Annotated in this window: 9 protein-coding genes and 1 tRNA gene; 2 read left to right on the forward strand and 8 right to left on the reverse strand. The window is 54.5% G+C overall.

Features of this window, described 5'->3' with window-relative positions; all coding sequences use genetic code 11:
• Nucleotides 1–28: 28 nt before the first annotated feature.
• On the forward strand, nucleotides 29–1,030 hold the full coding sequence (locus tag KF752_09170; protein ID MBX3421712.1) for a TIGR01212 family radical SAM protein: 1,002 nt from the start codon (nucleotides 29–31) through the stop codon (nucleotides 1,028–1,030).
• Here the strand turns inward: KF752_09170 and cadA are convergent.
• The 5 genes from cadA to KF752_09195 all read right to left on the reverse strand — a co-directional run bounded on the left by cadA (nucleotide 1,021) and on the right by KF752_09195 (nucleotide 10,974).
• A complete protein-coding gene (gene cadA, locus KF752_09175; protein MBX3421713.1) occupies nucleotides 1,021–2,865 on the reverse strand; it encodes a cadmium-translocating P-type ATPase in 1,845 nt (614 codons plus the stop codon). The two genes, KF752_09170 and cadA, sit on opposite strands and share 10 nt — an antisense overlap.
• A 144-nt stretch (nucleotides 2,866–3,009) precedes the next feature.
• Nucleotides 3,010–4,479 carry a DUF1501 domain-containing protein gene (locus tag KF752_09180; GenBank protein MBX3421714.1) on the reverse strand — a complete coding sequence of 490 codons (1,470 nt, stop codon included), beginning with the start codon at nucleotides 4,477–4,479 and terminating at the stop codon, nucleotides 3,010–3,012.
• A 158-nt stretch (nucleotides 4,480–4,637) separates the two neighbouring features.
• Nucleotides 4,638–6,899, reverse strand: a complete 2,262-nt coding sequence (locus KF752_09185) for a DUF1553 domain-containing protein (GenBank protein ID MBX3421715.1) — start codon at nucleotides 6,897–6,899, stop codon at nucleotides 4,638–4,640.
• A 142-nt stretch (nucleotides 6,900–7,041) separates the two neighbouring features.
• Nucleotides 7,042–9,588, reverse strand: coding sequence for a hypothetical protein (locus tag KF752_09190; protein ID MBX3421716.1), 2,547 nt, complete (start codon nucleotides 9,586–9,588; stop codon nucleotides 7,042–7,044).
• A 51-nt stretch (nucleotides 9,589–9,639) separates the two neighbouring features.
• Nucleotides 9,640–10,974: an MBL fold metallo-hydrolase gene (locus KF752_09195; GenBank protein MBX3421717.1), complete on the reverse strand. Its 1,335-nt coding sequence runs from the start codon at nucleotides 10,972–10,974 to the stop codon at nucleotides 9,640–9,642.
• 389 nt (nucleotides 10,975–11,363) lie between these two features.
• Here KF752_09195 and KF752_09200 point away from each other — a divergent pair, with 389 nt between their 5' ends.
• Nucleotides 11,364–12,032 carry a transglutaminase family protein gene (locus tag KF752_09200; protein MBX3421718.1) on the forward strand — a complete coding sequence of 223 codons (669 nt, stop codon included), beginning with the start codon at nucleotides 11,364–11,366 and terminating at the stop codon, nucleotides 12,030–12,032.
• On the opposite strand, the gene KF752_09205 is transcribed toward KF752_09200, so the two are convergent.
• The 3 genes from KF752_09205 to KF752_09215 all read right to left on the reverse strand — a co-directional run bounded on the left by KF752_09205 (nucleotide 12,029) and on the right by KF752_09215 (nucleotide 14,552).
• A complete protein-coding gene (locus KF752_09205) occupies nucleotides 12,029–12,862 on the reverse strand; it encodes a lipase family protein (GenBank protein MBX3421719.1) in 834 nt (277 codons plus the stop codon). The genes KF752_09200 and KF752_09205 overlap by 4 nt on opposite strands.
• 67 nt (nucleotides 12,863–12,929) lie before the next feature.
• Complete coding sequence (locus KF752_09210) at nucleotides 12,930–14,249, reverse strand: citrate synthase (GenBank protein ID MBX3421720.1); 1,320 nt, start codon at nucleotides 14,247–14,249, stop codon at nucleotides 12,930–12,932.
• A 229-nt stretch (nucleotides 14,250–14,478) separates the two neighbouring features.
• Nucleotides 14,479–14,552 (reverse strand) — tRNA-Arg (locus KF752_09215).
• Between the last annotated feature and the right edge of the window lie 259 nt (nucleotides 14,553–14,811).

A 14,811-nucleotide genomic window follows, 5' to 3' on the forward strand; every position in this document is an offset into this window, starting at 1 on the left:
ACTGCATCTTCTAATTTAAGCTCCAGCTATGCAAAGGTCAATTTTTCGACCCAAACTTCCAGTCGCTGACTGGCGGTCTCAAGGTCTGAAGTACTACAACCTGAATAGTCATTACCGACATCTATTTGGATGCCGAGTTCAAAAAATCAGCCTAGATGGTGGATTTACCTGCCCGAACGTCGATGGTACGGTCGCCGTGGGAGGCTGCGTGTTCTGCGACAACCGGGCGTTTAGCCCCAGCCGGCGCGTGCACCGTGACGCCATTACCGCGCAGATTCAGCGTGGCATCGAGGGGCTACAGCGCCGCTACCAAACCGAGCGGTTTCTTGCCTACTTTCAGCCTGCCACCAATACATACGGCCCGCTGGACAAGTTGCGATCGCTCTGGGAAATAGCTCTCGAAGACCCGCGAATTGTAGGACTGGTTATCGGTACCCGTCCGGATTGTCTCCCCGACGAAATATTGGATCTTGTTGACCAGTTTGCTCAGCAAACTTACGTTTCATTGGAGCTAGGCGTCCAGACAATTCACGATCGCAGCCTCGACTGGATGAATCGCGGGCACCATCACGATGCCTCGATGGACGCAATCGAGCGGTGCTACGGTCGCAGCTTCGAGATTGGAGTTCACATTATGTTGGGGCTGCCCGGTGAGGACCAAGCGATGATGATGGCCACCGCCGATCAAGTGGCGCAGTGGAATGTGGATAGCGTCAAGTTGCACAATTTGTACGTTGTTGAAGGTACTCCACTGGCCGAAATGTTGAGGCGTGAAGAAGTGCGCATGCTGGAACTATCTGAGTACGTTGAAATCGTGGCTGACTTCCTAGAGCGACTTCCCCCGCAGATGGTGATTGAGCGTATTTCTGGCGATGCGCCACCCAAAAATCTAATCGCTCCCCAGTGGAGTCTGCACAAGGGGTCGATCAAAGATGCGCTACTAGCAACCTTCCAGCAACGCGGCACCTGCCAGTCAGCCCGCTGGCACCAAGCTGAGCAGCGTACCGCTGCCCACAGCGGTCACTCATAGTCGCGTAACTGAGCTGGAGGCAAGGCGGCGCGCAGGGCGTTCATGACCGCAAGGACGTCGATGGCTTCTTGCAGCACAGCGCCGGCAACTGGCGGCAAATAGCCAGCGGCTGCAAACAGCATCCCCACAAAACTGAGCGCCATGCCACCTAGTGCGCTTTGCAAGGCGATGCGCCGCATCCTCAGGCCGATATGCAGCAGTTCGTCGACGCTACCAAGCATGCTGTTCAACAATACCGCACCGGAAGCCTGCGCCGTCACATCACTGTTCTGCCCCAACGCCAGCCCGACAGTGGCGGCTTGCATGGCCGGGGCATCGTTGATACCGTCACCAACATAGACCGTTTGCGAGCGGGCCGTTTCGGCTTGCACGATGGCCAACTTCTCCTCAGGGCTCTTTCCGGCATGAATTTCGGTGATGCCCACGCGTTGGGCCAGGTACTCAACTTCCGACAGCCGATCGCCAGACACCAGCATTAACTTATCGAACCCATGGTGTGGCAGTAGGTGCTCCACGAATGAAGCACTCTCGGATCGCGGTTCGTCTCGAAAGCGATAGGTGGCCGCGTAGTGTCCATCGACCAAGATAACGCATTCCAATCCGCCGCTGGCCGCCGGCAGTTTTCCTTTCAATTCAGGTTGTTCGGTTAACAGTTGCTTCGCGCTGGTAACGCGGATTTCGTGGTTCAGCACGACGCCGCGCAGCCCCTGGCCCGGTAATTCCTGAGCGCTTTGAGCGACCTGGACATTCAAGCTGCGGTCACGGGCTGCGGCGACAATGGACGCGGCCAATGGATGCTTGGAATACTGTTCCAGACTCGCAGCTAGCTCAAGAATCTGATCTGCGTTGAATTCGGTTGTTACGTGCTGTTCGACTAAACTTGGCTTGCCATATGTCAGTGTACCCGTCTTATCAAAAATCATGGTACTGCAACGACCGATTCGTTCCAAAACAGCCGGGTCGCGAATGACAATGCCGCGCCGCGCCGACAGCGATATTGAGCCAATAATCGCAACTGGGATAGCAATCAACAGCGGGCAGGGAGTGGCTATCACTAACACCGATAACAGACGTAACGGATCTCCGCTAAAGTTCCAGGCCAAAACGGCGATTGCCAAAGCCAGCGGCGTGTAGAACGCGCCCAATTGATCGCCCAGACGTCGGATACGAGGTCGTTGCTGCTGCGAGTGCTGCATGACCTGCATGATTTGAGCATAACGAGAATCTTTGGGCAGTCGTGTGGCGCGAATCGTTAGCGCCGCTGCTCCATTGATGGCCCCGGACAGCACTGGCGAACCAACGGACTTGGACATCTCATAAGGCTCTCCTGTCAAATAGGCTTCATCCATACTGCCATGCCCCTCAACTACCAAGCCGTCTACAGGGCAACTCTCATGCGGCAACACAACCAGCAGGTCGCCCACCTGTACCTCCGCGATCGGAACCTCCAGCAGGCCATCTTTCAGTCGGCGATGAGCAACCGAGGGCATACGTCGCGCCAAAGCATCCAACACGGATGATGCTCGGCGCACGGCATAGGACTCCAGTGCAGCGCCACCGGACAACATCAATACCACCAGCGTGCCTGCCAAATATTCGCCTAATAATATCGCCGTTACGATGGAGATGCCCGCTAACAGGTCCGAGCCGAACTCCAGCCTCAACAGGCCCAGTACAAGTTCAACCACCAGCGGCACGCCACCTAATCCTAGCGCCAACCACAGTGGCCAACGGGCCGTAGCCTCGTCAACTAAGAAGTAGAATCGCAGCAGCAGGTAAGCAGAGATCAACGCTAGTGTCAGCCCAGCAATCACGGCGTAACGCCGAATCCACAGTCGCCGCCAGCGGCATATTCCCAGTTCACTGCCGCCAGTATCAGATTCCACTGCTACCCGCTTGGATAATTGCGGGACATCTGCTGCTCCATCATTAATCTTATTCACAACTAATCCGGAACCGAAGAGAGGCACACGTACGCACTACGTGAGAATGTCAGTCAGAACGTGCGCAGGTTGGACGCCAGTCAAGCGGATATCAAGTCCCTGAAAGCGTACCGACAACCGCTCATGGTCCAACCCGAGCAAATGCAATAAAGTTGCGTGGATATCGCGTACGTGTACAGGGTTTTCGATCGGACCAAACCCAAATTCGTCGGTTTGGCCGTAGAGCATCCCCGGCTTAAATCCTCCGCCCGCAAACCACATGGTAAAGGCGTCGATATGGTGATTGCGTCCGGTCGATTCACGCACTTCACCCATGGGCGTGCGCCCAAATTCGCCGCCCCAAATAACGATGGTATCTTCCAGCAATCCACGCCGCTTGAGGTCCAGCACCAAAGCTGCCGAGGCTTGATCGATCTCTTGAGTAACTTCGGGAAGATGCTTTTCCAAGTTCTCTGTCGGTCCGCCGTGATGATCCCAGTTAGTATGATACAACTGCACAAAACGTACGCCGCGTTCGATCAAACGTCGCGCCAACAGGCAGTTCCGAGCATAACTGGATTCCATCGGATCGCGAATGCCGTACAGGGCAAGTGTCTCAGCAGATTCACCGGATGTGTCCATCAATTCAGGAGCGCTGGTTTGCATCCGGTAAGCCATCTCAAAGGCATTGATACGCGTGGCAATTTCCTGATCACCCGTCTCGACCAGTCGCGCCAGATTCAGTTGCCCAATGGCTTGCACAAGTTGCTGTTGCTGCTGTTCGGAAATGGAAGTCGGTGTAGACAGATTCAGAATCGGGTCACCTTGGTTTCTGAGAGGCACTCCTTGAAACGTCGTGGGCAATACGCCGCTGCCCCAGTTAACGGCCCCACCTCTGGGGCCCCGCGGTCCACTTTGCAGCACTACAAAGCCCGGCAAATCTCGGGAATCGCTACCCAGTCCATACGTCACCCAGGCGCCCAAACTTGGGCGACCAAATTGCCCACTGCCAGTATTCATAAACAACTTAGCGGGTGCGTGATTGAATAAATCAGTTTGGCATGACCTAACAATGGTCAATTCATCCACGATCTGGCTGATGTGCGGCAGCAAGTCGCTCACATGCGCACCGCAGGCTCCATACTGCGCGAAACGGCGTTTGCAACCCAGCAAATCGGTACGATGACTACTGTCCATGAACGCAAAACGCTTGCCCGCGATAAAGCTCTCCGGTATCGCCTGACCACTCAATTCGGTCAACTTCGGTTTGTAATCAAACAATTCCAACTGACTGGGACCGCCAGCCATAAACAGAAAGATTACACGCTGTGCGCGACCTTTCCGCCTTCCATTGACAGAATCGGTCGGCGTCGAGGAAGCCCTCGGATCGGCGGCCATCGTTGACGAATGTTTCAACAGTTCCGCCAAGGCGAGTGAGCCGACGCCGATGCCGCAGCGACCAAAGAAATATCGCCGCGTGGTATGGCGTAACGGCGATTGTCCAGAAGCTTCGTTGTAACCGTTCATGGGTCTCGTAGGGTAGGTCAAGCGTGGTCCTTGCAAATTGGCCGATTCAACTCAGTTTGGTCGCCAAGTACTTTGATCTTTCAATTTTTAGTTGTCGGTCCCAGCGCCGGCCCAGCATTGCCAGTTTTCCTTTTACCGTTACTCGCTGCGACTCACTATTATTCGCGCGAAATCGTCTCATCCAAACACAGCATGGCCCGAGCAGCGGTCAGTGAATCGAGCTGCTCAAGCACAGCCAGCTCAGCACTAGTAGCCTCGCGGGAAACGCACCTTTGGAAGGCTGCATTCACCCCTTCGGCCATTATTACCAACTCCAAAGCGCGTGCCAGTTCCACAAATGCCCCATCGTTCATCAGGGTCAGCGCTTGCAAAGGGGTATTGCTGCGCAGACGCTGCGTGCAACTGCTGACTCCCTCAGGAGCATCAAACACATTCAACGTTGGCATCGGCATGGCACGAAACATAAACGTATACAAACCACGTCGATAGCGGTCGCCGCCTGCGCTGGTCTTCCATGGATGATTAACCTGTCCTAATCGCATGACGCCATCGGGCAAAGGTGGAAACACCGATGGTCCTCCAACTGTCCGATCCAGTGTCCCGCTAGCAGTCAGCGCCACGTCGCGCACCAACTCTGCGTCTAATCGAAAGCGGTTTTGGCGAGCTAGGTAGACATTGTTGGCATCCAATTCCAGATGGCGATCAGTAACAACGGAACTTTGTCGATAAGTGTGTGACAGAACAATCATTCGATGCAGCGACTTGAAATGCCAACCGCCTTCCATAAATTCGGTTGCCAGCCAGTCCAGAAGCTCTGGGTGGCTTGGTGGAGTGCCTTGCATGCCGAAGTCGTTCTCCGACTCTACCAAGCCACGTCCGAAGTGCAATTGCCATACCCGATTGACGATCACGCGGGCCGTTAAGGGCTGCTGACGATCGACCAACCAGCGTGCCAAGTCTAGTCTGTTAGGTCCAAGTGCAGGCGCATCACTGACTGGCTCAACGTCAGCGCCATCGGTATCATTTTCCAGCGGCTTTACGAGAGGCACTGGTAAGCCGGATGGCCTAGCGTCCGTCGACGCTAATTTCAAATCGGGCAAACATGCTGGAGTTGCAGGATCGACAGTTTCGGCAGGGCGCGTGAAATCGCCTTTGACCAAGAGATGAGTTGCTCGCGGACTGGCACGTTCCTTCATGACCAACGTCGATGCGGAGTCGCCACGCAAAGTTTCCACCTTGAGAGACGGCTCGTCCTGGCTGTTAAAAAACGCCAACAAACGATAGTATTCTGCCTGCGTGATGGGATCGAACTTGTGGTCGTGGCACTGGGCGCAACCGATGGATAGCCCCAACCAGACCGTCCCCGTGGTCGCCACTCGATCAAACAAGCTTTCCATGCGGAATTGTTCGCGATCGATACCGCCTTCTTGATTCAGCGGCGTATTGCGATGAAAGCCAGTGGCAATTCTCTGCGCTTGAGTTGCGTCGGGCAGCAAATCACCGGCGATCTGCTCGATCGTAAATTGATCAAACGGCATGTCGTCGTTTAGAGCCGCAATGACCCAGTCGCGATAGGGCCAGATCTCACGGGGAGAATCTACGGAATAGCCGTTGCTATCGGCATATCGCGCCTGGTCCAACCACCAACGACCGATTCGCTCGCCGTAGTGCGGGCTTGCTAACAATCGATCGACCGTCTGCTGGTAGGCAGACTCGGTATCGGAGTTCCAGTGCGACATGAATTCGTCAATTTCCAACTGCGTAGGTGGCAGACCAATCAGATCTAAGCTTAGGCGGCGCAACAAAGTCTGCGGTGCCGCAGTGGATGCTGGCGATAATCCTACTTCAGTTAGTTTTTCCTGGACGAATGAGTCAATCGGAGTTCGCACAGAACTACAATTAACTCCCGACTGTTCTGACTCTCGGAAACAATGAGGTATCGGCGGGGCTTGTGGTGCGGCGAACGACCAATGGCTTTGATACTCGGCCCCCTGCGCTATCCATTGCCGCAGCAGCTCGCGTTGGGTTGGACTGAGCGTCTTGCCGCTTTCCGGCGGAGGCATCAGCAGGCCGTCTTCCTGGGCGTCAATGCGCTGAATGAGCTGGCTGGCAGCCACGTCTCCAGGTACAACGGCATCTCCGCTGCCAGAAGTCAATGCACCTTGTCGCGTGTCCAAGCGCAAGTCAGCTTGCCGAGCCGAACCATCGAATCCGTGACAGGCAAAACAGTTCTGGGCCAAGATGGGCCGAATGTCGCGATCATAATTGATTGCCGTGGCATGCGCGCTATTTGATTCTGCTGCCCATGACTGAGCAGATACGAACTGAAACGCTGGAAGCCAAACTAGTAACGACCAGCTGGCCAGTCTACCTAGCTCTGTCCACCCTAATTTCCAGCTACTTTTTAATGGTGCATTCATGCGCGGTTGTCGATTAGGTCTAACGGTCCAAGCAACCGGTAATTCTTCTTGGTCACTGGCGAGTTAGCTCTATTATACCACCAACGCCAAACGCCAGCATCGCACCGTTGAGCCTGAAGAACGCTGGGGTTTTTTGCCCGATCTATTCCGGTGGCAGCGGCAACGAAACATGGTAGTCGGAAAACCGCAGATCAGGCTCTGGAAAATCGGTACTGATCAACTGGGCACCACTGGAGATTGCCAAGTCGCGGCGACGAGGGTCATTGCGTCGCGCCTCTACGGTGCCAACGTCAGCACGCGTACGTACCATGAACCCTTCCTGAACTAATTGCTGTATTTCATCGTGCGACCGCACCGCATCGTTCAACTTCATCCACGCCGCAGCCGGATGTTGACGATCAACGCTCACAAACAACAGACAACCTGCTAGAATTTCGCTACGAGTCAAATACAGGTCACGAATCGGACCGCCATTGTCCAGCAGAAAAGCCACCCTGCCGCGCTGGCTATCGACGGTTGGCCAGCCCTGGCCAGCCACCGCATCACGGAGCGTGCGTGCATCGCCGCGAACGACATCGGGTGTCAAGATTCGCTCGCGCGGAAAGACGGATAGAATCTCGTTTTCCAGTTCATCAAAGGACTCCAGCGTCCACTTCAGTGGCCGTGTGGCCGGCGAGAAGGAATCGGTCTTTAGCTCCAACAACACGAAAATCGGCACATGCTGCAGATGCGCATCGGACCAGTTTTTGACCTCCTGCAACGCATCGATCAACGAATAAGCTGTCGTGCGGAAATCGAAATCGGGACTGTGAAGTACTTTGATGCCAGGCCGATTTAACTTGCCTTCGGGATCAAATTCCGGGACATCCGCTTGTTGGCGCAGGGCCTGAGTGTATGCCAGCGGCTTGCTGAATAGCTTTCCTTCTGGGTCCAGGAACAAGTCTAACTCAATGTGCCGCACGCCCAATTGGCTAAGTTGGTCTGTAATTGGTCTCTGCGAGTTATCAATCGCTTTGGCCTCTCCAGGTGCCAGGGCGGCGATGGTCCGCATGGCGACCGAATCAGGTGCCAAATGATAGGAATTATGAGTGCCGACAAGTTGCAATTCATTAATGCGCAGCCCTTGACCAATCGATGGAGCAGCCTGTATCTGCGGTAGGTGCGAGTCAAAGAACTTGAAAACATCGTCCAGAGCGACCTGTACCATGGCCAGGTGTTCGACGTTCTCGTAGTCGCGATAGCTGGCCTGAATGCCACCGGCTTGCAGGCTATCGGCCAACTGCATCGCCCCTGCTCGTCCAAAATCGTGGCTACCAGCGGCCACGAACACAGGAACCCCCTCAAAACCCACGGTCTCCTTGATGGCCCGTCCACCTCCCAATGCTGCCACCGCCGTCGGCTTTTGCTTGGCGGCTGAGGTCAATGTAACGGCCCCGCCCGCGCCCATCGAATGGCCAACCACGAACACCGAACGTCGATCGACCGGATACAGCTGGTCAATCCAGTCGACCAATTGCTCCAACTTGTAGCCTGAATATCCCATGCCTGCGCGCGGTGCCGCAAGCAGCCAACCGCGTTCCTCTGACAACCGCACGACCTTACCGTCTCCGTAGGTGTCAAAGAACATGTTCTCACTGCCGCCGGCACCATGCAGCGCCAACACCAATGGGAGCGGCTGGCCAGCGCTGGCGGCCTTCGGCGCGCGAACTCGTAACCATCTTTCGTTGGCTCCCTTGCCGCTGACGATCCACGATTGCCCGGGTTGACTCATTCCATAGGCCGGCTTGCCAGCCTGTACAAGCTGCAACGCTCTCTCGGTCTGCTCCAGCAATTGCGCCGCCGGAAAGTCAGTCTCTAATGAACTGCCGTCCAAAATTCGAGCCAACAGACGCGTATTCCCACGAACGCTCGAGGCATGTAAATTTTGAAAACTCTCGTCTGGCATGTTGTCGATGGACTCTTGCAGAGTTGCAACTCTCTGAACAGGCCTTTCCACGAGCGAAACGATACGCTGCAGCAATTGAACATTGCCATCAGCTTCTCCAGAAGCCTTCTGTCCATCAGAACCAATCGACACTTGCAATAAATAATCTTGCGGTGCCAATTCAGCGATTTGAATCGAAAAGCGAGCTGGTGGAGGACCTGATAATGCAAGACTGCCACTGGCCACTCCTAGGTTAGAATCCTGTTGTTCGGAGCCGCCGGGCAAGATGCCAGCGATGGTTGAGATAGGTTGAGCCACAACCAATGGCACTAGTCGCCAAGAGAGCACTGTGTCGTCCCACGCTGTGTCGCCATAGAGAGGCCCGACGGTACAGTCCAGCGTTTGCTGCTTGGGATCAAGCACTCGCGACGAACATGCCAGCCGCAGATTCACGGTTCTTTCAAAAAGCGGGCGTTGGCCCTCCGGGCATAGAACGATGCGCGTCGCATCAATTTGCTGTGCGGCATCTGGCAGCTTCATACTGAAGAACAGACGTACCGCCTCGGACATTGTTGGCAAGGCGGCGGCTCGCTGCTGGGCCGTTGTCAGTTTCTCGAACTCACGCTCGAGCATTCGCAGCCGCGCGCCGAGTTCGTAACGCAGCTCCTGGGCCTGCAGATGACTGCTAAGAATCAGGGCTATGACCCAGGCCGCGCCGGTCCATGTGCGACTAAATACCCACAGCCAATTCGCCAATTGTTGCATCACCTTAACTCCGTATTATCGCAGCGTATTACTCTGCCCCTGTATCTGAATCTACTTGGTAAGCGACATCTGTTCTTCATGCTCTTGAGCGGCCAACAGATAGACGTTGCGCTCGACGTTATTGGTCGACTGCTCCGCCAACCCACGCAGAACCGAGGCGGCCTGAACACGAGCCCTTGTATTTGAAAGGTCAGCATTTAGGACGATCGTCAACAATTCTAGTGCGAGTTGCAAGCGGCCTTGCTCCTGCGCCTGCTGCGCATGATTCAATAGCGCCAGGGGACCACCAGAGGCTGCCACAATCTCTTTGTGCAGCTCCATCGGTTGACCGGGGTTCAAGTTTGCGGGAAACATGTCGTACCAACCTGTGTATTGTCGGTAAATCCCGTTGACACTCCACGCCACCCGACCATAGCGCTCGGCCAAGTACGGTTTTTTCGCCAGGTGTTCAGGCAACTGGACTTGAGTTCGCGTTTCCGCTAGGCTCATCCCCTGGTTGATGCAGCGTACTGTCTCGTCATGAACATGGCGGATCGCCTGGGCGTAATGTCCCAGCGTCTCCTTGATAAGCGGCGTGCCTTGCAGCGGTTGCGTATGCGAAGGCACTAAAAACTCAGGTTCCAATTTGGCCATTCGCTCGAGCGATTCCGCCCACTGGATGACTGGCCGGTCGTGCTTCATAGGACTGGAGAGCATTGGAAAACTATGGTAGTACAAGTCGCCAGGGAACAGGACACGCTGCTGCGGCAACCAAACCATCAAGTGATCGTCTGTTTCTCCGGTGGTATGGTACAACTCCAATGGAATACCGCCCACTTCAAACTTATACTCAGCGTCAAACGTCATGGTAGGCCGCATATAGCCGATCGTGGGACGGTTCGGATCCAGCGCGAGTTCTAAGGTAACGTCCTTGTGCTTGAGACCTGCGCCAAACTGAATTGCGTTCAGTCGTCGGTTGTAGTTGCGTAGCGCCTGAAATCTGAACAACTCGCGGTCGTGATTGGCTTGGGCAATAATATTCAGCGAACTCTTATCACGCGGGCGAAACGCTATGGCACCATTGATATGGTCGCCATGAAAATGTGTGTAGATGATATAGCGCACAGGCAATTGAGTAATTTGCTGCAACGCTCTCAGCGCCGCCTGTGCCGCATCGGGACTTTCTGTGGTATCGATGACCACGACGCAATCCGATGTAATCACAAACATGGTGTTGCCCAGCGCGTAGCCCGACGCACAGTACACCTGGTCGGTGACACGCACCAATTCCGGCTTTTCGCCGCGCAACTGCCCCACTGCGACTGCGGGAGCAACCGCCGTCATCATTAGTAGTAACCAACTGATTCCGTAGCTGCGCATCGAGTAGACTCCAATCTGACTGGCCAACGAACCACCTCGATCCCACATTCAACCTCTGAGCATTGACTTGGCGAGCATATCGACCGAGGCCCAGAATCGCATAGTATTCGTGATTGTGGTAGCCGAGGGAGCGTCTGTCAATCTATTGCGACTACTCGATCTGTGTAAGGTTCTATACTGACGGCATCAACCCACAGGCGCGAGCATAGTCACCGACCACCGCATCAAGGGGACGCTGCTAGACGATCGACAGTCAGAGCAGACGAGTTATCATACACCACTGGCGGATTGGCACCGAATTGCCAACGCTGGCACGACCTGAGTACTGGGTGTTCGATTGCGAAGACTCATTTACCACGAAGAATGCTCAACCGGGTCACGTGTGGTTATTTTATTAGAAAAGCGAGTTCGGCTTGATGGTTTCAGACGAATACTTACGCGTTACTGAGTTCTTGGACTACGATCATCCCGCAGTCGCAGAGTATGCGCGGAGACATGCTCAAGGCGCTGAATCACCTCGTCAGCAGATCGTGCAACTCTACTATGCTGTGCGGGATGGTTTCCTGTACAACCCGTATGTGCTGGACCTGCGACGCACGGGGTTGAAGGCCAGCACGTTGTTGACTCGCCACAGCGGCTATTGCATCGAAAAAGGCATCTTGTTGGCCGCCTGTGCGCGAGCGCTCGGCATTCCCAGCCGACTGAGCTTCTACATCGTCCGCAATCATATCGGAACTGAAAAACTCGAACGGCTACTGAAAAAAGACTATCTGGTCTTCCACGGAGCCGCTGAATTGCTCTTGGACGATCGGTGGATCAAAACCACTCCGGCATTCAACAGCACTTTGTGCCGCTACCTGGGTGTAGACGCGCTAGAATTCGACGGAACGCAGGATGCCATCTTTCAGCCGTATGACAGCCGAGGCAATGTGTTTATGACCTACCTCCACGACTACGGCGCGTTTAGTGACATGCCGTACGAACTATACCTCAGTGAGCTGCGATCCCACTATCAGGATGCTTTGGCCAACAAGCGGTATGAGCGCGAGCCTTTGGTCTACGATTTTACGTGCACAGATGCCTAGGCTTCGTCGGCGACCGCTTGGCGGAGGTTTTGGATGTAGCTGGAGATGGAATGATCAGCCACATGGTCGAATCGGCCTTGCCGCAGTGTGAGGTAGAATCCCAGCCATCGATCGCGGAACTTATTCCATCTGGTGTATTCGCGGACCTGTCCGTAGGCGTTCATGTAGAGTTCTCGGCCGCTGTGACTGTATCCTAACCAACGCGGCGGCAGACGAGTCACGATGTCGTTGTTGTTGACCCAGCGATAGTGATTCAGCTTGACAAAATTAATGAATTTTCGATTCCCGACGCGTGGACTACCGAAAGAGAATAGACCCTTCGGGTTAGACGGTATTGGCGACAAGACGCAGCGACCCGCGCTGATAATGGCCAAGGCGCCGCCCAACGAATGACCGCAAAACCACAACGGCTTTTGGTTGTCTTTCAGCAGTTTCTCAAGCGGTTGCCACAGCAGATCCACTTCGCGCTTGAATCCTCGGTGGACGCGACCGAGCGTTTCGGCGATTACGAGTACAGCATCGGAACTGGCTCGAATGTCCTCCAGATTCTCTGGCTCCGTTCCACGAAAGACGACAATGCAGTCGTACTGGGTCGTCAGCAAGTATGCCTGTGCATTGTCCTGTTCTAAAAAGTCCAACGACTGGAAGCCGGCCGCTTGGGATGAAGCGGTAATTTGATCGGGTAGTCCATAGGCAACTTGCGATAATTCAGCGAATAACAGGCTTTGCTGCAACAGAGTTAAGTCGGAGATTGGCCCAGTCAGTGGTTGGCTGATTAATGGAAGCAGCGGCTGTGCTTGGTGGGCATTGGGGTGCTGGACGATCGCCATACGATGTTGGCCTCCGCACTGGCAGCATTCCTTGACCGCGTTTGCGGTTCAGCAGCGCTTTTATGGATTAGCCTCGCTTGCTGAGCGGCACTAGATCTCGCTTGGTTTCACCGGTATAAATCTGTCGCGGACGGCCAATCTTTGGAGATGGTGACTGATGCATTTCCACCCAATGCGCGATCCAACCCGGTAAACGACCGATGGCGAACAACACCGTGAACATTTGGGTAGGTAACCCCATGGCGCGGTAGATGATTCCCGAATAGAAATCGACATTTGGATACAGTTGTCGTTCTTTGAAATAGTCGTCATTCAATGCGACCTCTTGCAGTTCCTGGGCCACTTCGAAGAGCGGCTCATTCAAGTTCAATCGTTGCAGCAGTTTGTCGCACGCGCGTTTAATAATGGTCGCACGGGGATCGAAATTCTTGTAAACACGGTGCCCGAAGCCCATCAGGCGGAAGCCATCGGCCTTATCTTTGGCCTTGTCCACATACTTCTTGACGTTGCCGCCATCAGCCACGATGCTCTCCAACATATTGATGCAGGCTTCATTGGCTCCGCCGTGCAATGGTCCCCACAGGGCGCAAATACCGGCTGAAATGGACGCAAATAGATTGGCGTTCGATGAACCCACCATGCGGACGGTTGATGTGCTGCAATTTTGTTCATGATCAGCATGGCAAATCAACAGCAAATTCAGCGCCTCAACAAACACCGGATCCGGTTCGTATGCTTGGGTGGGCACCGCAAACATCATCTGCAAGAAATTTTCGCAATAAGCCAAGTCATTGCGCGGGTAGTTGAACGGTTGCCCAATCGACTTCTTATAGCTATACGCGGCGATTGTAGGCAGCTTGGCCATCAAGCGGTGAATCGAGATTTGAGCCTGTTGAGGGTCGTGTGGATCGAGCGAATCTTGATAGAAGGTAGATAACGCACCGACCACAGACGACAGAATCGCCATCGGATGCGCATCGCGCGGGAAGCCGTTGTAAAACGATTTCATGTCCTCGTGCAACATCGTATGCTGCTGAATGGCATCGCGAAACTTTGCCAATTGCTGCGCCGTCGGCAGTTGGCCGTAGATTAACAAATAGGATGCTTCCACGAAGTCGCAATGCTCGGCAATTTGTTCAACGGGATAGCCGCGATAACGCAGTATGCCTTGCTCACCATCCAAAAAGGTGATGGCACTGAGCGTACTGCTAGTGTTCACGTACCCCTCGTCGATAGTGATAAATCCGGAATCCCGACGGAGATTGGAGATATTGATGGCTTTTTCGCCCTCGGTTCCGACCACTACAGGCAGAATCAATTCTTTGCCGTCCAGAACCAGCCGGGCGGACGTCCCTTCCTTGAGGCTGGGCTTCGTAGCAGTTGTCATCTAGCAACTCCAAATTCGCGTTATTTGCAATTTCTGGTGTATCACACAGAACGAACAGCGGTAGTTTACCTGTTCGCGCGCCAGCCGACAATTCGGCGTCGCTGGTCAGCCAACCAATTTCCGATGCGCCGGGTGACTCGCAGCACTTGGACCATCTGGGCAAAGGAAAGGGATCGGCAACCCCATGCATGTAACGCGTGTGATGTTAGGCTGGCGTTACGCTATCGAACACCCCCGGCAGGATTCGAACCTGCGACCGACGGATTAGAAATCCGTTGCTCTATCCAACTGAGCTACGAGGGCACTATCAAGTGCGGTTCATTTCTGTTGGCTAACTGCCCCGCCGAATCTAGCATTCGGGAAAGGGATTGCCCAGGCCCGTTTCAATGATTGTCAAGGCGAATCGGAGCAGTTAATGACATCGTCCATGGTACTGAAACCAGTTGCCGCCAATCGCTTTTCCCTGGCGGCTGGCGAGAGTTGCCGCAATTGATTTACACCGTATGGATAGTAATACGGCTTGGCTAGGTTCGCCCTGAGGGGCATAATAAATTCGGTATTT

This window comes from Pirellulaceae bacterium (assembly GCA_019636385.1).
Taxonomy (GTDB): domain Bacteria; phylum Planctomycetota; class Planctomycetia; order Pirellulales; family Pirellulaceae; genus Aureliella.

Excerpts from the sequence above, each read along its gene's own strand:
- KF752_09170 (MBX3421712.1), top strand. The coding sequence starts at position 29 with ATGCAAAGGTCAATTTTTCGACCCAAACTTCCAGTCGCTGACTGGCGG.
- KF752_09180 (MBX3421714.1), bottom strand. The coding sequence starts at position 4,479 with ATGAACGGTTACAACGAAGCTTCTGGACAATCGCCGTTACGCCATACC.
- KF752_09185 (MBX3421715.1), bottom strand. The coding sequence starts at position 6,899 with ATGAATGCACCATTAAAAAGTAGCTGGAAATTAGGGTGGACAGAGCTA.
- KF752_09190 (MBX3421716.1), bottom strand. The coding sequence starts at position 9,588 with ATGCAACAATTGGCGAATTGGCTGTGGGTATTTAGTCGCACATGGACC.
- KF752_09200 (MBX3421718.1), top strand. The coding sequence starts at position 11,364 with ATGGTTTCAGACGAATACTTACGCGTTACTGAGTTCTTGGACTACGAT.
- KF752_09205 (MBX3421719.1), bottom strand. The coding sequence starts at position 12,862 with ATGGCGATCGTCCAGCACCCCAATGCCCACCAAGCACAGCCGCTGCTT.
- KF752_09210 (MBX3421720.1), bottom strand. The coding sequence starts at position 14,249 with ATGACAACTGCTACGAAGCCCAGCCTCAAGGAAGGGACGTCCGCCCGG.